The sequence below is a fragment of the Shouchella oshimensis genome, assembly GCF_002019765.1.
GTDB lineage: Bacteria > Bacillota > Bacilli > Bacillales > Bacillaceae_D > Shouchella > Shouchella oshimensis.
In genome coordinates this window covers 3,684,879-3,709,791 of sequence record NZ_KV917380.1, presented here as the reverse complement: position 1 = coordinate 3,709,791, position 24,913 = coordinate 3,684,879, and the positions used below count along the sequence as shown (strand labels likewise).

Sequence of the window (24,913 nt, the reverse complement as noted above, 5' to 3'; positions counted from 1 at the left end):
ATGTTTTGACCACGAAGCAGATACAATCACAGTCAAATCTTGTGATCGAAAAAATAGCCAAAATAACTGGACACGTTGTCGAAGATCTTGAAATGGATATGTACCTAGAAGCAGATTTGGGGTTAGACTCGATTAAAATGGTTACGTTAATGAATGAATTAATGACACTATTACCTGATGATCAGCTGATGACATTTGAGAAGAATCACCCTTTTGATACCTTACTTATGCTCGATACTGTAGAGGATATCGTTACCATTTTTCGAAATACTGAAGAAGCAGAATCTAGCTTCCAAGACGTAGGAATTGAACAAACCATTACCATTGCTAATGCCCAATACCCATTTTTTATTTCACAACAAGCCGTTTCGACTTTATCTATCTGTTCGAGCGTTACCATGAACGGCCAGTTGGATCTAGGTCGGCTTTGGTCTTCTTGGGCCGCTTTAATTAAGCGTTATCCGCCTCTTCAAGCAGTGTTTAAGATGAATAAACCAGGAAGTAGCTTTGAAAATATGGAGATGAGTACGGTCTCTAATTGTACCCCTCCTGAATTAATGATTGAAGATATTCAACAGTTAAGCGAAAAAGGGAAGGAACAATGGCTTCATCAATTGTATGAACGCTATTTAAATACATCCGTCGATTTGACCATATGGCCATTGCACGGATTGAAGGTCATACAAACAGGCAATCAGCAATTTACCATCGTGCTTCATATTGTACATGTCATCTCAGACGGCTTAAGTAATCAAATGTTTCTTAAGGAGCTATTGGAAATCTACGAGGAACATGATGCTGGTGTCTTTATTGAAAATGAAGACCAAGTCATCACGGTCAATCAGTATAATGAAGTTGTTCACAGCTTAAACAAGTGGAATGAGCAAATAGAAATCGATCAGTTAAAAACATTCCTAAAGAAGCAAGGAAGAGCAAAATACGTATTTAATCCACTTGAACAAGAGGAAAGTCGACTGTATGTTCAAGAACAAAGCCATATAAAGACAAACGTAATGAAAAGAAAACTAAACTTACCCGCTAGTCACCTCTTAATGAAACAATCGAAGCAACTGAACGCAACTTTATTTGAAGTTATTTTAGCGACTTATTTAAAAACGATCCAACAGTTATCATCTGAAAAAGGGAATGTGTCCATTAATATCCCTACAGGTGGAAAGACATACCCTCACATTGATGCTTCACATTTGTTCGGCACATTTGCCCAAAATATTGCGTTTACTTTTCAAGAAAATGCTATTAATGAACCGCTACATGTAACCGTACAACACATCCAACAAGAACTACTTTTTGCTTTAACGAACGGTATTGACCGAGCACAGGCTTTAACAGCCGCACAAATGGCTAAAGATGACATTCGTTTAATGAATGGTGAATTGACTGAACAGACAAAAGCCTTTGTTCGTTCAAGCTTGAAATCAAATTTATATTTATCTTACGTAGGAGAAACGAATTTTAAAGAAACCTATGGAGAATTATCCATTGAAGACTATGAGGCCTACACGTGCACAAATCCTGCTGCCATTGATCTTGTTGTTGAGAAATTCAATGGGGAATTAGTTTTTACAGCGAATTATGATAGTGGATTTTTTAGCTCAACTTATATAGAACAGCATATGGACCATTTCCTTGAGCAGTTGAAGTCAATCGGCAACATGAGTGTAAAGGAGGATTCATTTCAGACAGAGAATGTTCAGCCTCAATCATTATCATCGGAAAACGTGACGCTTGTTCTTGAAAAGCTAGAAGGAATTCTTAACCGAAAACTCCATCAAAGTGACTTACACCTAGATTTAGAATTTGACCTTGGCTTAGATTCTTTGGAACGTATCCGCCTCATTATGACATTGCAACAAACCTTTCAACAGATTGATCGGAAATTATTATTTCAAGCACGAACAATGGATCAAATTGTACAAGTGATAGATGGAAAGAGCAGCCATAAAAAAGACGATGCGGTTCCGTTCCATTTGTTTGTAGAACAGAGTCAAAAGACACCGGCAGCTATTGCAGTGGCTCATCATCAAAAGCTTTTTACTTATCAATACCTTAATGAAAGTTCAAATCAATTGGCTCACTATTTGTTTAACGAACGTTCCATTACAAAAGGTCATCGGGTAGGTGTGATGGTAGGACCTGGAATAAATATGAATTTAGCTATGTTGGCTGTGTTAAAGACAGGAGCAGCATATGTACCGATCGATCCTGCTTATCCTAAAGAGCGTATTGAACAAATCATCAGTCAGTCCGCTATTGAAGTAGTCATAACTGAAAAATCAGGAAACGGACATCTTTTTAACGAAGGAAAGAACGTTTGTGAAGTGGACATTGATGAAACGAACTGGACTACTTTTTCCAGAGAAGCATTGGATGTTCCCGTGAGTGGTGAGGATGTAATGGCAGTTATCTTTACATCTGGATCAACAGGAAAACCTAAAGGCGTTATGTTAAGTCATGAAGGGTTTATGAACCGAATTAAATGGCATCAATCTGTGTTCCAGCTTCAAAGTGGTGAGCGAGTCGCTCAGAAGACATCATGTTGTTTTGATGTGTCTGTTTGGGAGTTATTCTGGCCAATCATGTATGGGGGAACGATTTGTCCGGTTGAGCGGGATATTGTTAGGAACCCATGGGAATTTGCCGATTGGATAACGAAGGAACAGATTAACGTCTTGCATTTTGTACCATCCATGTTTTCAGAATTTATTAATGCAATCCAAAGTGAGGAATATGAATTTAAACAGTTACGATGGCTACTTTTTAGTGGAGAAGCCTTACCTCTACCTGTTATTCAGAAATGGCAAGGTGTGTACGGAGGAAAGATCGGATTAGCTAATTTGTATGGTCCCACCGAAGCATCTATTGACGTAACGTGCCATATTATTCCAACTTCTTATGATAAAGAGGAAAGAGCAATTCCAATAGGAGAGCCGATTGATGGCGTAGATGTGTATATTTTGGATGAACAACGACAACACGTAGCAACTGGTCGTATTGGTGAACTCTATATTGGTGGTATCCAGGTAGCGAAAGGTTATATTAATAATCCAGAACAGACAGACGAGCGATTTATTCCTAACCCATTTTCCACACGCTCAGGGGACATGCTTTATCGTACAGGTGATTTAGGTAGCTGGCGTGAGGATGGACAAATTGATTACCATGGACGAACGGATTCACAAATTAAAATAAGGGGTTACCGAGTCGAATTAGGCGAGATTGAAGCCCACCTGAATGCCTTACCGAATGTCATGGAATCAGCGGTTCTAGCAAATGAAACACAAACTGAGCATATTAAACTCATCGCATACGTAGTTGGAAATGAAAAAGAACATAGACAGATGATTAATTCTTTAAAAGAGACACTGCCAGATTACATGCTTCCACACCGGTTTATTTGGCGAGATCGTTTGCCTAAAAATACAAATGGAAAAATGGATCGAGGAAAACTAAAAACCGACCTTATTCACTTGCCGTTAATGCCTGCGCAAAAATGGCTTATCGACTATTTTGATTTTCCTTATGCTTGGACTGGTTACACACAGTTTGTGTACAAACGAGAACTCGACAGAGATGTTTTTAATCAAGCATTACGTCAGTTAACAAACCAAAATGAAGCTTTACGCACTGTTTTTAGTAAAGATAGTGGAGAATGGAAGCAACAAATTTTGAATGAACCTCTTGAGATAGGGTGCGATTTTCTTGATCTAACAGGCTTATCTGACGAGTCTGTTAAACCAATTATGAGTGAGAAAATCCAACAATCTATTAAGGAACTTTCCATTCAGCAATGGCCACTATGGAAAGTTGTGGTCATTAAGAATCAGTCAGAGCGTTATCATATGGCTTTTATTGGTCACCATATGATCTCAGACGTCATTACAAACCAACTATTGTTCAAAGAAATGTGGTTGCTCTATAGTCAATTGTTAACAGGAGCTGTTATCCCAGAAAAAGAAGCATCGTATCAAGACTTTCTTCAATTTTTGGACGAGATGAAGCGTGAACATAAGGAAGAGTACGAGCACTACTGGAAAGAAAAACTGATTCAAAGCCGTCAAAACGGATGTTTTTCTTTACCTCCGGATAAAGAGGGTACAAACGATGAAGGTTCGGCTCGAATCAAGCAATTTGTCGTATCGAAAGAACAAACTAAACAATTAATGGGGAAGGCAAAGAAAACGTACAAAACAAAAATGTATCCATTGTTGGTTGCTCCTCTCTATCAAATGTTAAAAGATGTTACAGGCGAAAGCGTGATTACGGTAAGTCATCGGGTGCATGGCAGAGATTTTGGGAATGGAAAGACTTTTATGAATACAGCTGGGAATTTTGCGGTTAACTTCCCGTTACCTTTGCAAATAGGGAAAGGCGACAGTTGGGAGAGACGTATTCAACTAGTGAAGGACGAATTAGAACAAGTTCCATTAACTGGTGTGAGCTACGATTTAATCGCTGAACAGTTACCTAAATCTACTTATCCTGATGTCCATTTAACTAGTATTCGAGCGAATTATTTAGGAAATCGTGATGTTGGTGCTTTATCCATATTTGAAATGGATCCTACCCAAATGGATCAACGATTTTCTTCTGCCACTCAAAACAGAACATGTATGTTAGAATTTTTCTTCTTTGTAGAATCAGGAGAATTAAAGCTTGAAATAGAGTATTCAAAGAATCTGTACGATGAGAACACGATTGAAACCTATGGGCGTGCTTATATGGATAGGTTGGAAGACTTAATGGATAGCTTAGATCAAAGCCCTACCAACCAAGGAAATACCATTCAATTAATGAGTAAGGAAATGGAAAATAAGGTTGTATTAATAACTGGTGGTGGCACTGGCATTGGAAAAGCAATTGCAGAACGCATGGCTGCTGCGGGGGCTCAAATTATTATTGCATCGAGAAATCAGCCTCAATTAAAGCGCACAGTAAACGATTTGAAAGTCTATGGTGGGAACCCAGCTTCTTATGAAGTGGATGTCACAAAAATGGCTCACGCAACCCAACTCATGAAAGAGATTGTAGAACGCTATGGGCAAATTGATGTGTTAGTAAACAACGCTGGTATCACGAAAATGGGATTGATGGAACAGATTCCACACGAGGATTGGCTGAATATTATTCAGGTTAACTTAATTGGTACCTATACGATGAGTGTTGCAGCTCTTCCGTATATGAAAGAGCAGGCATACGGCAAAATTATTAACCTTGGTTCTGATTCATCGCTCATTGGTTATCCTCTTATGACCGCATATGCAGCCTCTAAACATGGTGTGCTAGGTTTGACAAGGTCACTGGCAGAAGAGGTTAAAGCAAGTGGTATTCAAGTGAATGCAGTATGTCCAGCCTTTGTTGATACAGATATGACGCCAGCAGCAATGAGGAAAGATGCTATCCCTACCTCGCAAGTCGCAGAGGTCGTCCAATTCCTTTCTTCAGAGCGATCCAACGGAATTACAGGGGAAGAAATCAAAGTCTACGGTAAGCAAGATATGAACTGGTTTGGTTCCAAACAAATCCCTATGATTCAAGCTATGCTAAATCGTAAGGAGCCAATGCAAGGATGAGTTCAGATAAAAAGGAACTGAAATTAACGTTTATCTATGTTGTAGCGCTTCTAGTAGGAACAGCAATGGGGATGTTTATCCCCATTGCTACAACTCATATGACAACCCTTGAGCTAGACAGCCTTTGGATTGGAACCATCTCTTCTGCCTTCTTTATTGCTTTAGCTGTTGGATCTGTCTATATTGACCGGAAAATGAGGGGGAATGATTTTTCGGTTATGGTCGTGATGGGCTTGTTTATTACAGCTATTAGCGCTATTGCATTTCCGCATACAACAAGTCCGATACTGTGGTTGCTTTTAATGCTTGCTATGGGAACAGGCATTAGCTTTAATCTTGTAGGTATTCAAACAGCCATGCACGTTTTTTCAAAAGAAGTGGATCGTGCAAAAGTAAGTGGTTTATATTCACTTTTTTTCGCTCTAGGCTTTGCAGTTAGCTCCATTACTGGTCCGAAAGGCTATGTACTTTCACCAATGTTACCTTTTTATATTGGAGCAGCTGTATTGATTGTTTGTTGCTTTATTGTGAACCGGAAATTAAAAGGTCGCTTAATCATTGCGCGTTATCCAAAACATAAAACAATAAATAAAGTACCAGTTCCGTTGTATGGAGCATTTGTGTATGGTTTTGCAGAAACAACAGTCATCGCGCTATTCCCAATGTTCTTACTTATGAGAGGTGTGGGTGTTGCGGAAGTTGGTATAGCGGTAGGCGCATTTATAGTGGGATGTGTGATTGGCACCCTTCCTATAACGTATTTGGCCGATCGTGTAGGCCGGAAAAAATGTTTTGTAGTCGTTATAGCCGTGTCTATTTTGTCCTTAGCAGGTGTGGTGGCAATTGACCACTATCAAACCATGCTTCTATTTTCTTTTATAACAGGGTTTGTTGTAGGACCATTTTATCCACTCACATTAGCCCTTACCGTTCAAGATTTAACTCAAGAAGAACTTCCATCTGGTACAGCGCTCTTTACGTTTACGTATGCAGCGGGCTCGGCAGCAGGCCCAATTCTATCGGCATTGGTGATTGCTAGCTTGGGAATTCAACACATATTTAGTCTGACTTTAGTATTCTTTTTATCGTTACTCCTATTCGTGGGGTTGCAGTTAGTCAGAGAGAAGCACAAAAAAAAGTTCGATCGGGGGAATTTAAGTGGTTAATAGGAATGAATCATCGACAGGTCCTCTTGCTATCTCTAAAGGGAACCAAATAAGTACCCGCTTTCAAGTCAAATCTTCTATCGGACAATTATTGTCTGAAGCTGCACAAAGAAAAGATCGAGGAGTTACGTTCATTGAGAATGATGAATCAGAAACATTTGTTTCTTATGAGGAGTTATTCTTAGCAGCGAAGAAACGTTTATACGGATTGCAACAGATAGGTGTGCAAGCAGGAGATTCAGTAATGGTCATTCTTGAAGACAATAAAGAGTTCTTGAAGACATTTTGGGCTTGTATTTTAGGTGGTATTATCCCGGCTCCACTTTCCTATCCCCAATCGTTTAAAACGCAATCGGCAGCGCTAGAAAAAGTGAAGAGCATTTGGACGGTTTTAGGTGAACCCGTTATTTTATCAGATGAAAGAGCAGCTCAAAGTTCAATTAATGAGCTGCTAGGCGCTAATATGAATTGGGTGGAAGCCATTCAGTTAGACCATGAAAACCAGTACGGTGAACTAGCTAAGGTGGACGTTCTAGATGCCGCATTTATTCAATTTAGCTCCGGTAGCACAAGTCTTCCAAAAGGCGTTTTATTAAGTCATAAAAATTTATTGGCAAATATTGATTCCATTGTAGATGCTGCACAATTTACAGACATGGATCGCTCCCTAAGTTGGATGCCTTATCATCATGATATGGGTTTAATTGGGTTCCATCTCTCCATGATGGCGATGCAAATTCAGCAATACAATATGTCCCCAGTTAAATTTGTAAAGAAGCCGATTCTTTGGTTAGAACTGATTACGAAACATAACATTACGTTAACTGGCTGCCCTAATTTTGGATACCGATTACTCCTTGCTCGAGCAAGAGAAGAGAAGTTGAAGAAATTAAATCTTCATTCCCTACGCTTAATTTTTAATGGGGCAGAACCTATTGCTGTTTCCGTTATGGAAGCATTCGTTAAGAAATTAGAACCGTATGGACTAAAACGAAGTGCGATGTTTCCGGTTTATGGAATGGCTGAAGCTTGTGTAGCTGCATGCTTTCCTCCATGTGGAAGTGAGCCAAAAATACATGCCATTAATAGGCACACATTGAATCTCTCGCAATCGGTTCAAGAATTAGAATGGGATCATAAGGATGCAGTACATCTAGCTGATGAAGGCTTCCCTATTAATGGGATGGATGTACGTATTGTGGGAGAGACGGGTGAAATCGTTGTAGAACGAACAATCGGTGAGATTCAGCTACGAGGACCTAACCTAACAAGTGGATATGTCAATAATGAAGATGCGAACGAGAAAGCTTTCCAAGATGGATGGTTTAGAACAGGAGATACTGGTTTTTTAGATAACGGTCGTTTAACTGTCATCGGTCGTATAAAAGACATTATTTTCTGTAATGGACAAAACTATTACGCTCATGATATTGAAACAAAGATCGAGGAGCTAGAAGGTGTGAAGCCTGGAAAAGTGGCGGTTTGTGGTTGGCAAGACGAGCAAGAAGGAACCGAAAAAGTAGCTGTTTTTTCTACGCTTCGTGTCAAGGAATCAGAGCAGAAACAATTTTACCAAGGAATGCTTTCTCATATTCGTGAAACGACAGGATTACCCATTCATTATGTCATTATGATTAACAGTATTCCTAAAACAACAAGCGGAAAGGTACAGCGATTCGAGTTAATAAAAGATTTTCAAAACGGCATTTTAAGTGATTCATTGACTGCAGAAGAGTTAAACAAGTGGATGATCTCAGAAAAAGAAGAGGTAATGGATGAAGATGTATCACTTGAAACAAAGACGATGAGTGCGCTTAAACAGAGTTGGGCGGAAGTATTAAACCTTCCAATTGATCAGGTTCCAGAAGACGTTTCTTTTCTTACGTTAGGTGGTTCGTCTTTAAAAGCGTTTCAAGTTTTAGGCATGTTAGAGGAAGAATTGAATGTTTCATTAACCCATGACATGCTCATACGATGCCGAACCGTTTCTGAAATGTATCAGTATTTGTTTGATTTCATTTATCACTCGAACGTTGAAGACGAAGTGGCAGCAAGCATGGAAGTAGAGGATGCAAGCGAGACGGAATATAACGAAGAAGATATTGCTGTTATAGCAATGGCTTGCCGTTTTCCTGATGCATCGTCTCCAGAAGCGTTTTGGGAAAATTTGATAAATGGAAAAGATAGTATAAATGATATACCGATGGAACGCTTTGGCACAAATGCGTCTTTTCATCACCAAATGAAGAGTGAAAGTGAGTATAAACCGAAGGGAGCTTTTTTGCAGAAGCCTTTCGATTTTGATCCTGCCGCATTTGGTATTTCTGAAGAAGAAGCCGTCATTATGGATCCGCAACAACGGTTGATTTTGGAGCTTTCTTATGAAGTATTTGAACGAGCTGGATATTCCAAAGAAGCCGTAAATGGGGAAAAGATCGGCATGTATATTGGCGCTGGAGTGAACGCGTACTATGAACAACATTTAAGTGCCATGAATCAAAAGCGATTTAAAGCGTTTGATAGTTTCAATGCTTTGAGTTCTGAACAGCAAGAACAATTGCTTCAAGAATGGACTACGTCATTTGGTGAGGTAGGGGATCATCCTAATGTGTTAGTAGATAACATCCTTAATATGATTGCTGCTAGATCTTCTCAAACATTTAACTTAAAAGGGCCAAGTATGGTCATTGATACCGCTTGTTCTTCATCACTCGTCTCCCTTCATATGGCTTGTGAAGAACTAGCTAAAGGCAACATAAAGATGGCCATTGCCGGCGGTATTCACTTGTTGCTGACAGCAACTCCTTATCGTTTGTTTAACCAAGCAGGAGCTTTATCTGAGAAAGGAACGTCGAATGTATTTGATGAAAAGGCAGATGGATTTGTACCAGGAGAAGGGGCGGGTCTTGTTCTTTTAAAACCTGTTCACCAAGCGATTAAAGATGGAGACCATATCCAAGCCGTAATTAAAGCAAGCGCTATTAACAACGATGGTCATTCTATTGGTGTGATGGCACCTAATCCTGATGGTCAAAGGGAAGTGGTTCAATCCACATATGAACAAAGTGCGATTTCTCCAACGACGATCCAATACATGGAAGCACATGGAACTGGAACTCCGATCGGTGATCCAAGTGAAGTACGAGCATTAGAGCGTGCGTTTCAACGGTACGATGTAGATCGTCAATCTATTGCTTTAGGATCGGTGAAAGCAAATATTGGGCACTTGCTTAGCTCTGCTGGAATTGCAAGTTTCATAAAAATGGTGCTTTCTTTAGAGAAGCAAACGTTGGTTCCGCAAATTAATGTTCATAATGAGAATCCGATGCTTCACTTAGATCAAACACCATTTTATATTCCGAAAAAGTCGGAAGTTTGGGAAAAACCTGAAGGATTAAGACGTGGAGCCATTAATTCGTTTGGTTTTGGTGGGACAAACTGTCACATGATCCTAGAGGAATCACCTAATCAATCGGTTGTAACTTCCTTTAAGGAAGAGGATCTACCAGTACATTCCATTTGTCTTAGTGCCCATACTGAAGACGCTTTAACGGAGAAAATAAAACAGTTATCAACTTATTTAAACCGCCATAACCCGAATGTTGGAGATGTTGCTCGTACTGAAAATGCAAAAACTCAATGGGATTATCGTATAAGTTTTTCAAGTAAAAATGTAGAAGATTTGAAGCTAAAGCTCTCGACATTTACAAGCAAAAAGATAACCAAGAAAAAAGGAAATCGAAACATTGTATTCATGTTTACCGGTCAAGGGTCTCAGTATGTTGGAATGGGTCAGCAGTTGTATAAATATGTTCCCATCTTTAAACAGTATTTCGATGACTGTTCTGAAGCATTTAGGCCTTATTTAACTCAGTCCATTACTGAATTGCTTTTCAGCGAACACGCAAATCAAACGGAACTATCTAGAACGGATATCACGCAGCCTGTTGTTTTTGCAATGGATTATGCTCTTGGTCGACTCTTACTTGAACTGGGAGTAAAGCCTACATCAATGATTGGTCATAGCGTAGGTGAATGGGTAGCTGCAACGTTGGCGGGTGTTGTGACATTAGAGGATGCTGCGAAATGTGTAGCGCTAAGAGGGAGGTTAATGAACGAATTAAGCTCTTCAGGTGCTATGGCTGCAGTGTTTACTTCAAAAGATAGTCTCGAAGAATTACTCGAACACTTTCAAGATAAGGTATGGATTGCAGGGTATAACGTGACCCACCAAGCTGTATCTGGTAGTGAGGAAGCGTTGAACCAATTTTTACAATTTATCAATCAAAAAGGAGTCGCTTTCAAAAAATTAAACGTTTCACAAGCGTTTCATACACCTTTAATGAAACCAATGTTAGAAGAATTTAAGAGGGAACTCGATAAAATATCCTTTTCAAAACCATCGATTCCTATTATCTCTAATGTTACAGCCGAATATATGGATAGCCCAATGAATGCAGCTTACTGGATTGAACACATTACGTCTTCAGTAAAGTTTGACCAGAGTGTCGAGTTCGCAATCGCAAAAGGAGCTAATCTATTTCTGGAGGCTGGTCCTGATTATCTTCTTGCAGCAATGGCTAACGCTGTCAGTACAAGTGGTAAAAAGCCTGAGGTTTGCTCATTAATCAATAAGAAAAAGTCAGAGCTGGAATTTTTCACAGAAGCTTTAGGCTTCTTATTTGAAAGAGGTATAGCGTTCGATTGGTCCGCCCTTTATAAAGATCTGTCCTTTAAAAAAATTCAACTACCTTTATATCCATTTGAACGATCAACCTTCTCGCCTTCTTTCGGAGATTACAGTAAAGCTCAACTATTACGATGGTTTCATGAGTGGCAGTGGGTGGAGGATCTAGGAAAAGCGTATCAACCGGATAGAAATGGAGTGACTTTAGTTGTTAGTAGTGAATCCGATTGTCATAGGGGACAATCGATAGCCAATTATTTAAGGGAGACAGGTGAGGATCTTATCTACCGTGTCGAGAATGGCTCAACGTTCAATCAAAAGGACTCTTATTGTTTTACTGTCAATCCATCTAAGGCATCTGAGTGGGAACACTTAAAATCAGTTTTGCCTTCTGATATTAAGAATGTTGTCTTTTTAAGTTATGGAAGTCAAAAAGTGGGTGACGAAAAGTATATAGAAAGTTGGAAAGACTTTTTGACACTTGCTTCTTTTACATCCATGCAAAGCATGAATCAAATGCGCATATTGGTTGTGACGAAGCAGTTGCACCCATTAATGAAAACAGATAGTGTGCAGAACCCTTATCAAGCTCTGGATGCGACGTTTGCCAATGTATTAGACACGGAAGCGCATGTCTATGCGTCTACGATAGATGTAGAAGAAGATGATTGTGGAGTTGTAATTGAAGAGGAGTTAAAGCGATTTCCGCCTGAAGAGGGAGTGGCACTTATTCGGAAGGGCAAACGTTACGTACGTGCTTTAACACAAAATAGGCAGATGTCATTTGAAGATGAAATAAACATTGAAGAAAACGATACGTATGTTTTCACAGGCGGTGCAGGAAGCATCGGAAGTGAGATAGCTTTAGAGTTGGCGTCTAAAGCGCCAATCAACTTAGTTATAACTGGATTAACACCTCTAGAGGAGAGTGAGTACAAACGACAGCTCTTTTCTAGGTTGAAGTCGCTAGGTTCGCGAGTGTCTTACTTTGCAGTTGATGTTGGCAATCGTCAAGAAATGGACCGTGTGTTAACAGAAGTGAGAACGTTATATGGACGTGTTGATGGTGTTATTCATGGAGCTGGGCTTCTTAGTCCTGAGACAACGAAGTCTCTAATGAAACGTGATCAAGAGAGTGTAGAAGCTGTTTTAAATCCAAAAATAAACGGGACACGGGTGTTAGATGAATTAACGAGAAACGATTCCCTTAAATTTTTTGTGATGCTCTCATCCATTTCTGCATCTAAAAAAATATGGTCAGCGGGTCTTGGAGACTATGCAGCCGCAAATGCCTTTCTTGATCAGTATAGTTATTATAGAACAACGATAAAAGAAGCTCCTGGAAAAACAATAGCGATCAATTATTCCTTATGGGAAAAAGAAGGCATTGCCCGTTCTGTTCGTTCCTTGTCGACGTTTATTAAGAAAACGCAAGGGTTGGAATCTGTTTCGTCATCATTGGGCTCTAAAGTTTTCTTTCAAGCACTAAACGCCAATGGAGAGCCAGTATTACATGTGCTAAAAGAAAAAACGAATCGAATGCCTTCTTCGACAATGAAGCGGGAGCCCATTGAAAAAGCGAATCGCTCTCAAAAACAACAGAACGTAACGTTAGAAAAAGGGGCCATTCGAAACCTAGTCTATCAAATTACTGCTGATCAATTACAATGTCCTGTTGATGAACTTGAGACAAACCGAAATTTTGAAGAATTAGGCATTGATTCTATACGAGCGGTTACGGTACTTGATCAAATTGCACAATCGTTAAAATTGGAATTAAACCCAACGCTTCTGTTTGAATACCAGACACCCTATGAATTAAGTAAGTATTTAGAAGACGTTGGACAAGCGTCATTTATACAGGAGAAAGAAAAAGAGTTCTCAAACCCTGCGCATAGTGATTCAGATATAGCCATCATCGGAGTAGGTCTCAGATTTCCTGGCGCTAGTACTACAGACGAGTATTGGAATTTATTAACGAGCGGAAGGTCTGTCATTAAAGATACGCCAGCAGATCGTTGGTCGAAAGAAGACCACGTGAGTTCGGATCGGGAATCCTTGCATAGCAGTTATAGTAACCGCGGAGGATTTATTGAACAGCCTTATGATTTTGACCCTTCCTTTTTTGGAATGTCACCAAGCGAGGCAGAAGCAACCGATCCTCAACAAAGACTATTTCTTGAAGTAGCGTGGGAAGCAATGCAACAAGCAGGATATGGAAGTTCAGAGAGATCAACAAATGTAGGGGTATATGTTGGGTGCGAACAAAACACATATATGGAGCACTTTATTGGATATCGTTCCTTCAAAGTTCTGGAACAGCAGTTAACCAATCATCCTGTTTTTTCAATCATGGACGAAACTAGTAAAAACGATCTCATGGAAACCATTTCTCACGTACTGGCACCGGGTAAGCTTGTACCGGATGCTGTAGCAGGAAATGGATTAAATGAAGTAGCTGCTAGGGTAAATCATTTATTCAATCTGACTGGTCCAAGTATGGTCATTAATACTGCTTGTTCTTCTTCATTAGTCGCTGTTCATCAAGCCTGTGATGCGCTCCGTACTGGTCAAGTGGAAATGGCATTGGTTGGAGGCGTTAATTTGAACTTATCTCCAACACCATTTGCGAGTTTAAGTCGAGTTTCTGCTTTATCACCAAATGGAGTGTGTCGTCCATTTGATAAAGATGCAGATGGTATGGTCTTGTCAGAAGGATGTAGTGCGGTACTCTTAAAGCCTGTGAATAAGGCAATACATGACAATGATCATATTTATGCGGTTATTAAAGGATCAGCAATAAATAACGATGGTCGATCGCAAGGGATTACTGCACCGAGACCCCAAGGTCAGGCTGAGGCGGTTCGTGCTGCCTATCAAACCTCAGGTATTAATCCTGAGACTGTCTCTTATATTGAAGCACATGGGACTGGTACGCCATTAGGCGACCCTATTGAAATTGAAGGTTTAACTCAAGCATTCAGGCACTTCACAGATAAAACTGATTTTTGTGGGATTGGTTCAGTAAAACCAACCGTTGGCCATATGTTGGCGGCATCTGGTTTATCGAGTTTAATAAAGGTTGCTTTATCCATAAGTAACCAGCAATTGCCTCCAACCTTAAATTTTGAGGAAGCCAATCAGAACATTCCATTTGAGAAGACACCGTTTTATGTTGTGAATAAGTCCCAATCTTGGTTGCCTACAGATCAACATCCTTTAAGAGCGGGTATTAACGCATTCGGTTTTGGCGGAACAAATGCACACATTATCCTTGAGGGCGCACCTTCAATGCCTGAGATTGGTGTGAACAAACCATTAACAGATGGACCACAATTAATGGTGATTAATGGGAAAAGCAAGGCGACATTGAAAAAGATAGCCTCTGACCTTAATCAGTATGTAACTGAGAACGATGTAACGCTAGCTGACTTTTGTTTTTCACTAAATACAGGACAAAAGGCGTTAACGCATAAAGTCGCTACAATCATACATTCAAAACAGCATGCTAGTCAGGTGCTTCAGGCACTATCCCTCGGATTAGAGTCGAATGAACTGGTGTATGGGAAGTCAAACCCGAATAAACAAGTGACCATTCAGCTTGTGTTAAATGGTAAACCGTCTATGAATAATCGAACGATAGAACAAGTTTCAAATCGGTTCCCGGAGTTTGAGGAGGATTATCAACACTGTATGAACGCTATTGTTCATTCATTAAGTGAACATGAATTCATGCAGTGGAGATCCGTTGCTGTGGAATATGCGCTATGTTGCCAGTTAAAACGGTTAGGGCTTGATGTAGAGGCATTACATTCAAGCGAAAACGGGCTATTAACAGGGTTGTTGCTAAAGAATAAACACGCGGTAGATCACGTTTTTTCTATCTTTCATGATAGGCATATTGTCGCCGAGACAAGTGTGTTTTTTGAGAATGGCAATGGCTGGCAAGCACCGTTATTTACAAGTTTAGGAGATGCCAAAACGCTTACAGCTTCTGAAATGCTAATGGCAATGGATATAGCTAAACCGAAGTTGTTTACTCAGAAAGAAAACTGGTTTTCTATGACGAATGGTGTTTTGGGAGAAGCAATGAACAATCATGAATGTACGCTAGATACCTTACTTGCTTTAATCGGATCATTAGTGGTGAAGGGAGTTCCACTAACATTGTCAAAAGTAGCAGGAGCAGGTAGCAAGCATATCCCGCTTCCAACCTATCCATTTGAACGCTCGACTTATCGGATCGCAACAGGGTTAAGCAAGCCAAAAGAATGGCGTCAAGATCGCATTCATACTATTTCTGAGTCGAGGGATACAAAGAAAGGTTTCTCTGTGGAGGAGTTAAACGAAGAGTTACAACTCTTATCAGGGTCTCTATTTGGTAAAGAATAATTTGAATTGAGTAAGGAAGAGAGTACCGTACACTCTCTTCCTACTATTATGGAGGTTTCTTTTTGGACAAAAATAGACTGGATTATTTAGATTTTTTAAAAGTATTCATGGCTATCTTTATCGTTACGGTCCATGTTGCGCTTGCCTATGCTCCAGGTATTTGGTGGTTTTATAAATCATTGCCAGAAGACGACTGGCTACTCGTTTATTACCAAATTATAAACCCTATTGCCATGGCTCTTTTTTTCTTACTTTCTGCTTATTTCTTCCCAGCATCGTTTGATAAAAAAGGGGCAAAAAAATTTATGAAAGGAAAGCTCATTCGCGTTGGTGTGCCGTTTATCGCAGGTGTTTTTCTACTGATTATTCCACTTCATTTTTTTTACCATTTACAATTTAGAGACTGTGGATATACGACACTATACAGTTACACATGGAATATGTTCTTTGGTATTGGTGGTGATGCTAATGCCTGCCATGATCGCTGGCTCGACATTTGGCCCGATTTAAAAGTCGCTCACTTGTGGTTTTTACAACATTTACTTATTTATGCAAGCATTTATACCCTCATCAGGCTATTGGTTAGAAAAAAAGAGCACAAATTTTTAGGGCGTCCCTCAAATGTAAAGATTGTCGCGTTTATCCTAGTGTTGACTACGATTACGTTTGCCATGAGAACAAAATTTCCATTAGATTATTGGAATGGATTTTTAGGTGCCATTCAAATGGAGTATGCCAATGTTCCAAAATATGCTCTGTTTGTCATACTTGGCGTGCTGCTCTATAGAACGGACTGGCTCACAACTTTTCCTATAAGAAGAGGGATGGTTTGGCTTGGGTTCGGTTTCATACTTTTACTGACAACATTATTTGGCTATGAATACATTCCGTTTTTTCTTGCCAGTGGTGAATTTGGCTTAAATACATTTCTATGGACGCTATGGGATTGTTTCATGACGGTATCGCTAGGTATTGGATTGATTGTTTTATTTAGAGAAGGAAGTCGGTACCTTTATAAAGGGTTCCGTCAATTTTCGCAAAATACATACGGCGTTTATTTATTCCATGTGCCTATTGTTGTGTTTGTTCAATATTTTTTTCGAGATCTTTCTGAGCCGATCTATGTGCGCTTCTTAATAGAATGTGTGGTTTCCGTATTGATTAGTTTTGCTTTTACACATTTTATTCGTAAAAGTAAAACCGTTCGAAAATTCATTTAATTTTTCACTATAGTTAAGAAAAAGATAAGATTTATTTCACAGAATGATTAGAAGTTGCGACTACAATAAAAAAATAGAAAAGGGAAGCTAAAGGAGGAAGTGTACAGGATGGAACGTGGTTTAAAGAAAATTGGTAAATGGATGGCCACATATAGGTGGGGTGTTGTTGGTGTCTGGATCGTCTTGATTGTATTTGGCGGTTATTATGCTACTCAAGTAGGTGGGTATTTGACTGGAGGGGGCTGGGGTGTTCCTGGATCGGGGTCAAATCAAGCATACGAACTTGTTTCAGAAGAGTTTGAATCTAGGAATGCCACATCGTTAACGTTCGTAATGAGTCACGATACGTATGAAGTTGGTTCTACAGAATTTACAGAAGCATTAGAGCAAGCGTCAGCATCGTTATCAGATGAAGAAGAGATAGAAAGTGTTTATACGTGGGTTAATGCGGAAGAGCGTATAAAAGATCAATTTGTTTCTGACCAACGTCATACAAGTATTGGGTTTGTTGAAATGAACGTTGATGAAGGGTTTGCTCAAAAGGTATTACCTGACATTCAAGAGCGTCTAACAGAAGCGATTGATCAAGATGGCTTTCAAGCGACGGTTTTAGGAGCCCCCGCTTTTTGGGGTGAAATGAACCAATTGAGTCAAGAAGGACTTGAGAAAGCACACTTATACGCTTTGCCTATTATTATTATCGTTTTATTATTCGTGTTTCGTTCTGTTGTATCTTCCTTAACACCTTTGCTTTTATCTGGGTTTTCAATCATCGCTTCATTAGGTGTCCTTTACTTTTTCGCTCAGGGAATTGAATTATCCATCTTTGTGTTAGATGCAGCATTAATGTTAGGGATAGGTGTAGGGATTGATTTTGCTCTCATCTTTGTCAAACGTTATCGAGAGCAGTTAGAGAAAACGAGTGGCAACCATCTTGATGCAGTCGCAGAGACGATGGGTACAGCTGGTCACGCTATTTTGTTCTCTGCTTTAACGATTATTGGTTCCATGTCTGCCATCTTATTCGTTGATATAGCTGCTGTCCGTTCCATCGCTTTAGGTGTCATCGTTGTTGTGTTCTTTTTAATGCTTACTAGTTTATCATTACTGCCTGCGTTTTTAGCAATAGTAGGGCCAAAGATTAATGCACTAAGAGTTCCTTTTATGTCGCTCCGTACAGTTCCAAATCAGCAAGGTACATGGTATAAACTTGCTCATAAAGTAATGAAGCGACCAATTCTTTATTTTGCAGGTTCTGTTTTCTTTCTTCTTTTACTTGCTTGGCCTGCACTTGAACTCGAAGTTTCAACGCCGGATTCACGCATGCTGCCAGAAGATACGCAAGTTCGTAGTGGTATAAATGATTTGGAAGATGGATTTGGTGTTGGTTATTCCGCCCCTATTCAAGTCGTTGTATCGACAGAAGAGGGAGAATTAACCGATGAAGCATCACTTACGAATCTTCAATCATTACAGGAAGAGTTAGAAGGTATAGCGAATGTTGAAGAAGTGAATTCACTCTTCTCATTTTTCCCAGATATGACCATGGATTCTATAAGCGACATTCTAACAGATAACCAAGATCTTCTTTCCACAGGTGAATGGATGATGCTAAATCGAAATCTTGGAGAAGAGAAGAATGTAGTCATCTTTGATGTCATCTCAAATGATTACTCTTCTAGTGAAGCGAACCGAGGGATTGTAAAAGAAATTCGTTCGACTCATTCTTCTCAGGACGGGTGGACCGTTCTCGTAGGTGGAGAGACGGCAGAAGGACTAGACACTAGTCAATCGTTAAATGATAGCTTGCTAGGCGTATTAGCCTTTACCTTAGCGCTTCTATTTATTGTACTGGTCATCACGTTTAAAAGCGTACTATTACCGCTTAAAGCGATTATCATGAATATTCTCTCCCTCGGTGCTACGTATGGTGTACTTGTCGCAGTGTTCCAATGGGGATGGGGATCGGAAATATTCGGTTTCGGTGAGTTTGGTTTTATCCAAAGTTTTATCCCGATTTTGTTACTAGGCCTCCTATTCAGTTTAAGTACGGATTACGAAGTGTTCTTGTTGAGTCGTGTACAAGAAGAATATATGAAAGGTGTATCGAATGAGGAAAGCGTGGCGCTAGGGTTAGAAAAGACAGCGCCTATGATATCTGGAGCAGCGTTAATTATGGTAGCTGTTTTTGGATCATTTGCGTTTGCTGGCGTACTCCCTATGCAGCAACTAGGGTTTGGAATGGCTCTTGCCATTGCTCTTGATGCAACGGTCGTGCGACTGTTTTTAGTCCCAGCAACAATGAAGCTTTTAGGTGATTGGAACTGGTGGTTGCCGTTTAAGCGCTCCTCACGGAAAACAAACCTAGAGAAACAACGCTCGATTAGTTAGCATTTCGTTTTTTTAGAGTAAGAGATCGATTATAATGAAAAAGCAGACAGAGGAAGGAGAGAAAAGATGTCAATACGAGTAAAGTTGATTCTTTCATATGTATTAATGACCATTATTCCCATTGGCCTTTTCATTCTCTTTCTTCATCTTCTTTTTCATCTATTTTTAAATAATATAGAAGAAATGAAAGAATTTTATCAAGTAGATGACCGGACGGTTGAAGCATTCTTTTATGAAGAATTAGCCGCCATTACGGAGTTAAAACAAGTCGCTATTTCGAGCCCAGATGAGCTATTAGATGAGTCGATCGTTTCACGGTATGAGAATCTGTTAGGACATCGGCAAATCGCTATCTTCGTTCGAAAAGGGGATACGCTCACAAATGGACAGCAAGCAGATACGTCTACTTTTTACTCTTATTTACCGGCGCACCAGTTAAGCGAGTCTGATCCATATGTGAATCATCAAGGTCAAATAGGTGAAGACGGTCAGTATTGGCTCTATACAGGAACCGATTTTCGTTTCCCTGATGGCGACGATGGATCACTCTTCTTTACATTGGATGTTGAACCTGTAAGTGACTTTCTAACCAACATCATTCCGCTTGTTATTACTGGATTTATTGTTGCCTTTATTTTGACAAATGGTGTAATTACGTATGTCATATCAAAGCATCTTATACAGCCGTTAAAAAGATTACACCGTTCTGCAGGAGAGATTGCCAGCGGGAACTTAAATGAACAAACTGGTATTGTGCGAAATGATGAAATTGGTGATTTGGCAGGTGCCTTTGAAGAAATGAGGCTGCAATTAAAGCAATCTGTGGCGCTTCAAGAAAAGTATGACGAAAACCGAAAAGAATTAATCAACAATATCTCGCATGATTTGAAGACACCGATTACCTCAATTAAGGGGCATATTCAGGGAATCATCGATGGTGTTGCAAGGGATCAGAATAAATTGGATAAATATATTCAAATTATCCACACAAAAGCCTCAGAAATGGATCAATTAATTGATGAACTTTTGCTCTTTTCAAAACTAGATTTAAATAGCATTCCATTTCATTTTGAGTGTGTAAATCTTCGACCTTATCTAAGAGATATTATTGAAGCATTTCAATTGGAATACGATGAGGTTGAGATTGAATCAAATGTAAGCATTCATCCAGAAACCCTTGTTTTAGCTGACCGAGCTCAACTTTATAAAGTGTTTGCTAATCTTTTAGCCAATAGCGTTAAATTTATGAATCAAGATGAAAAAAGAATACACGTACATGCAAGTGAAAGAGGGCAAGTTGTATGTATCTCTATTACAGATAATGGTCAAGGCATTGAAGAAAAGGCTTTACCTTACGTGTTTGATCGATTTTATAGGGCGGAGGCTTCTCGAGGGACAGATCAAGGAGGAAGTGGCATTGGATTAGCCATTGTCAAGCAAATCGTTGAAGCTCATGAAGGAATGGTGGAAATTACAAGTAAGGTTAACGAAGGTACTACCATTCAGTTCACTTTGCCAATAGTCGATGAAAACAAGAGAGGTGAAAAAGATGAAGAGGATTTTAATTGTTGAAGACGAGAAAACGATATCAGAGCTGCAGAAAGACTATCTCGAAATTAATGGTTTTGAAGCAGAAATTAAGCATAATGGCCACGAAGGTCTTGAACGGGCACTTACAAGTGACTTTGATCTAATTGTATTAGATGTTATGCTCCCTGGTTTAGATGGGTTTGCTGTCTGTAAAAAAATTCGAGAAGTGAAAGAAGTACCTATTCTGATGGTAACGGCTCGCGTCGAAGAGATCGATTTAATCCGAGGATTGGGCTTGGGTGCTGATGATTATATCTTTAAACCTTTTAATCCAAATCAGCTAGTGGCAAGAGTAAAATCCCATCTAGCACGCTATGAGCGTCTTGTGTCTTTACATGAACAGCCAACAGAATTGACGACGATTGGACGTTTATGTATTGATCACACAGCTAGGAGCATTCAATTAGATGGAGTAGAAATTCAACTCAGAGCAAGGGAATTTGAGTTGCTCGCGTTCCTTGCTCTTCATCCAGGTCAGGTCTTTACGAAAGAACATTTATATGAACGAATTTGGGGGATGGATCCTGCGAGTGATCATACAACGGTAACGGTACACATTAAAAAAATTCGCGACAAATTGTCTGTAAACGGAATCGAATTTGATAGCATCGAAACGGTATGGGGTGTAGGTTATCGCTATAAAAAGCAGTCGCTATTGGCATAAAGGGAAACCAGTTGATTGAATTTAGTCATATCTTGTTGAGATGGCGTTAAAATACCATATGTCTCTTTGTGTGCTGGCAAGATTTGTTTGACAAAATTGACAAGTGTTTGAGAGGGACCGATGTCAACGAAGATCCATTTTTGATGTTCTTCTGTTAGTCTGTGTATGGTTTCTTCAAAGAATATGGGCTCTCTAATGGTTCTCCAAAAATCTGGTCGGGTCACGGCTATACCTGGAAATAAAGAGGAGCTCGGAATATAATCTGTGTGACCTTTATGCAATCTCATGGCATTGAATACGGAAAGGAAAGCGTCTTTCAATGGCTCCATGTAGCTTGAATGAAAAGGGTATTCCACAGGTAAGGGGAAACAAGGAATGTTTAAGTTGCTTAATGCTCGAAGAACGGTTTGTCGTTCTGTTATCGGCATAGATAACAGAAAATTTGAATGATAGTGTATACCTGCTAAGTTACAGTGCCGGAATACATTGTTGAGAGACGTTTCATAAAAAGTCGAGGGAGGAGCTAAAACAGCAAGCATTGCACCGGGTATACTGCGAGCTTCTATAATGGTTGCTTGTTGATAGAGACTTTCAATAGCTTCTCGAAATGGGAGTATACCTGCTGTTGTAGCTGCTGCAAACTCTCCGAGACTTGTACCAATTACTTTATCTGGCCGCACGCCATGCTGAATGAGAGATTGACTTAACGAAACTTGTACCATATAGATGGCTAGATGAGTATGGAGCAGACGATTTGTATGAAATGAGTTCTCTGAGCGATAGAGTAAGTCGACAATGGACAGTCCGGCTATATCACTGACGTAGCGATCCAACAGTGTAAATGTATCAGCAAAATAAGGATCATTTAAAAAGAGTGACTTGGCCATTTGTGGATATTGAGAACCTTGACCAGGAAATAAAAAAACAGTTTTATTTTTCATATGTGTACCTCCGATGCGATTAAGAAAAGGTTAGACAGAAGGAGAAGAGAAAATGAACCAACGTTTCAGGAAAGTTAAGAAAGGCATTTTGTATGTTTTAGCTACTTTTGGTTTGGTGTCTATCCTCATGTTTATCGGAGGATTAGTTGCTGATCTCCGAGCTTTTGACGAAACAAGTGGTGGGTATGAGCCACCTTATGAAAATTTCACTGGTGATCCTATCAATTTTGATGAATTAGATCAAACCAATGAAGGCATTGTCGGACGTGGATACTCGGTTGATATTCTCTTAAACTGCACCACGGGAATGATTTCATTTGAGTTTTTTAATCAACGATTTGACTTTCGTGCTGTTTCAGATAGAGCAATTGCCGTTCATAAGCCACAAGAGGCTTGTCTAAAAAGAGGCTTTGAGCCGACATTTTATGAAGAATAACACGCGAGCGTATGATGCAACTCTTTTAGACTTACTATTCGAAATACATCGTTAAATGGTTGTTTTAATGTGCAAATAGCAAGTTGATAGGCCTTGTCCAATGTATAGGGAACGAAAAAATAACGTTGGTTTTGAAAGTGACTGGATAAAACAGCATAATTTGGATCGTCAGACTCGATCTGTAATTGATTTAACGGATAACGTAAACCAAATCCTGTAGACTTAAGTAAACTTTCTTTCAATGTCCAGCGTTCATAAAAGTACGCTAATTGCCTTGAAGGCGATAACGTCAACGCTGTAGCTTGTTCTTGATTGTTGTAAATACGGCTTGATAAAGAAGAAAGATCCGTGCGTTGTATTTTTTCAATATCTACACCGATTGGTTGAGAATCTGTACAACAAATGATCCAGTTCCCTGAATGAGATACGCTAAAATGAAAGGAAGCGTTATGGATGAGAGTGGGCTTTTGATCTTTTAAATAATGAAAGTTAATGTCACGATTTCGTAGCCCAATTTCTTTCATAATCGCTAGTCTCGTTAACGCATCACCTACTAAAGACCTAATTTTGTCATTTTGATAGCGTAAGCGATTGATAAGCTCTTGACGATGAATCGATATAAATGGAAGTAGTGCATCAAACTCGCTAGTATCAGTTGGTTCACTTAGATAAAATGCATAACCTTGCACGAAGACCCCTCCATATCGTTGTATAGACGTGGTATAAATATATTAATTATAAGTAAGAGAGGGTAAAAAGACACCGCAAAAAGATGGCGGTGTTTTTCTTTACGTCCAATTATTGTTGATAGGGCAGTAGTTATCAATATCTGTTCATGTTGTCCTTTACTTTTTAAATGAAAAGAAAATTTGCGTAAATGAGAAATCTTTTATAGACTTATGAGCATATAGTAAAAAAGAGGTGGTTATTTGGATACACTTTCTTTGGAAAGGAGACTTCTAGGAAAATTCGAAAATACGAAACAAGATAGTGAATGGTTTTCAGAAGTGTTTAATCTGAAATCGATTTTAGACACTGCACTTAATCGAGATTTCTTATTTAGCAATTGGATGAACAGTTATCAAAACGCCCTTAACTTTGAAAATGAACACTCAAAGGAATTAGGTGTCATTCTTGATCTAATTGTTCACGTAGCTGACATCCTAGATGATTTTCAAGATGGAGCCAAAGAAATGGACGGTGGAGAGCAATTAAATGAAGCTGTATTTATTCTCGTTTTTTGTATCCATACCATTCAAGAACGTCCTTTACCGTTAAAGGTGAAAGAACAACTTCAACGAACAGTAACGCAAAACATGATGTCAGCATTTGTAGGACAACAGCGTGATCTAACGAATGTGTCCGAAACAACAGAGCAATACCTAACGATGGTTAAAGAAAAAGCAGGGACGTTTTTTAAGTTGGCGACGGACATGCTGCTCACGGTGGCGACAGAACCAGTGGATAAGGCTTTATGGAATGAAGCGAGCACATTATCGACTAATTTGGGGATTTATAATCAAATGTTAAATGATGTGGACGATTTTTTAACTCTTGGAGAAGATATCCGAAATCGTCGTCATTCTTTACCCGTTCTTTTTTCATTAGGAGATCCTAACTTGTTGGTGACTAAATATTATCAAGGTCAATTAACATACGATGATTTAAAAGAAAACGAAGATAGGGTTCATCAGGAAATTCAAAGAAGCGGTGTCTTATCTTATTGTCAGTATTACTTGTTGTATTATGAGAAACAATGTTTACGCATGATAGAAAATAGTATCTTTTTAAAGAATAAATCTCAATTATACCCATTTATAAAGAGGAGGAAATAA

11 protein-coding genes are annotated in these 24,913 nt (G+C 39.3%); 9 read left to right on the top strand and 2 right to left on the bottom strand.

All coding sequences use genetic code 11. From position 1 onward, the window contains the following. Positions 1-5: 5 nt before the first annotated feature. The 7 genes from BK583_RS18540 to BK583_RS18510 all read left to right on the top strand — a co-directional run bounded on the left by BK583_RS18540 (position 6) and on the right by BK583_RS18510 (position 21,701). Complete coding sequence (locus BK583_RS18540; protein ID WP_055737153.1) at positions 6-5,591, top strand: non-ribosomal peptide synthetase; 5,586 nt, start codon at positions 6-8, stop codon at positions 5,589-5,591. Beyond that, entirely contained in the window at positions 5,588-6,757 is a 1,170-nt protein-coding gene (locus BK583_RS18535; protein WP_055737154.1) for an MFS transporter, read from the top strand. The genes BK583_RS18540 and BK583_RS18535 overlap by 4 nt, the downstream gene beginning before the upstream one ends. Further along, on the top strand, positions 6,750-15,836 hold the full coding sequence (locus tag BK583_RS18530; RefSeq protein WP_055737155.1) for a type I polyketide synthase: 9,087 nt from the start codon (positions 6,750-6,752) through the stop codon (positions 15,834-15,836). Before BK583_RS18535 ends, BK583_RS18530 begins: the two co-directional genes overlap by 8 nt. 62 nt (positions 15,837-15,898) lie before the next feature. Further along, positions 15,899-17,056: an acyltransferase family protein gene (locus BK583_RS18525; protein ID WP_055737156.1), complete on the top strand. Its 1,158-nt coding sequence runs from the start codon at positions 15,899-15,901 to the stop codon at positions 17,054-17,056. A 108-nt stretch (positions 17,057-17,164) separates the two neighbouring features. Next, a complete protein-coding gene (locus tag BK583_RS18520) occupies positions 17,165-19,447 on the top strand; it encodes an MMPL family transporter (protein WP_055737157.1) in 2,283 nt (760 codons plus the stop codon). 66 nt (positions 19,448-19,513) lie between these two features. Then, a complete protein-coding gene (locus BK583_RS18515) occupies positions 19,514-21,019 on the top strand; it encodes a sensor histidine kinase (protein WP_055737158.1) in 1,506 nt (501 codons plus the stop codon). Next, a complete protein-coding gene (locus BK583_RS18510; RefSeq protein WP_055737159.1) occupies positions 20,997-21,701 on the top strand; it encodes a response regulator transcription factor in 705 nt (234 codons plus the stop codon). Before BK583_RS18515 ends, BK583_RS18510 begins: the two co-directional genes overlap by 23 nt. Here the strand turns inward: BK583_RS18510 and BK583_RS18505 are convergent. Further along, a complete protein-coding gene (locus BK583_RS18505; RefSeq protein WP_055737160.1) occupies positions 21,674-22,642 on the bottom strand; it encodes an acyltransferase domain-containing protein in 969 nt (322 codons plus the stop codon). The two genes, BK583_RS18510 and BK583_RS18505, sit on opposite strands and share 28 nt — an antisense overlap. A 52-nt stretch (positions 22,643-22,694) precedes the next feature. On the opposite strand from BK583_RS18505, the gene BK583_RS18500 reads away from it, so the two are divergent. Then, entirely contained in the window at positions 22,695-23,078 is a 384-nt protein-coding gene (locus BK583_RS18500) for a hypothetical protein (RefSeq protein ID WP_038476512.1), read from the top strand. On the opposite strand, the gene BK583_RS18495 is transcribed toward BK583_RS18500, so the two are convergent. Beyond that, positions 23,066-23,767 (bottom strand): 4'-phosphopantetheinyl transferase family protein, encoded by a 702-nt coding sequence (locus tag BK583_RS18495; RefSeq protein WP_055737161.1) that lies wholly within the window; start codon positions 23,765-23,767, stop codon positions 23,066-23,068. The genes BK583_RS18500 and BK583_RS18495 overlap by 13 nt on opposite strands. A gap of 240 nt (positions 23,768-24,007) precedes the next feature. Between BK583_RS18495 and BK583_RS18490 the strand changes: the two genes are divergently transcribed. Continuing rightward, complete coding sequence (locus BK583_RS18490; RefSeq protein ID WP_055737162.1) at positions 24,008-24,913, top strand: polyprenyl synthetase family protein; 906 nt, start codon at positions 24,008-24,010, stop codon at positions 24,911-24,913.

Bases quoted from the DNA above. Each gene is read 5' to 3' on its own strand.
- BK583_RS18535 (WP_055737154.1), top strand. From the start codon at position 5,588: ATGAGTTCAGATAAAAAGGAACTGAAATTAACGTTTATCTATGTTGTA.
- BK583_RS18515 (WP_055737158.1), top strand. From the start codon at position 19,514: ATGTCAATACGAGTAAAGTTGATTCTTTCATATGTATTAATGACCATT.
- BK583_RS18505 (WP_055737160.1), bottom strand. From the start codon at position 22,642: ATGAAAAATAAAACTGTTTTTTTATTTCCTGGTCAAGGTTCTCAATAT.
- BK583_RS18500 (WP_038476512.1), top strand. From the start codon at position 22,695: ATGAACCAACGTTTCAGGAAAGTTAAGAAAGGCATTTTGTATGTTTTA.
- BK583_RS18510 (WP_055737159.1), top strand. From the start codon at position 20,997: ATGAAGAGGATTTTAATTGTTGAAGACGAGAAAACGATATCAGAGCTG.
- BK583_RS18520 (WP_055737157.1), top strand. From the start codon at position 17,165: ATGGAACGTGGTTTAAAGAAAATTGGTAAATGGATGGCCACATATAGG.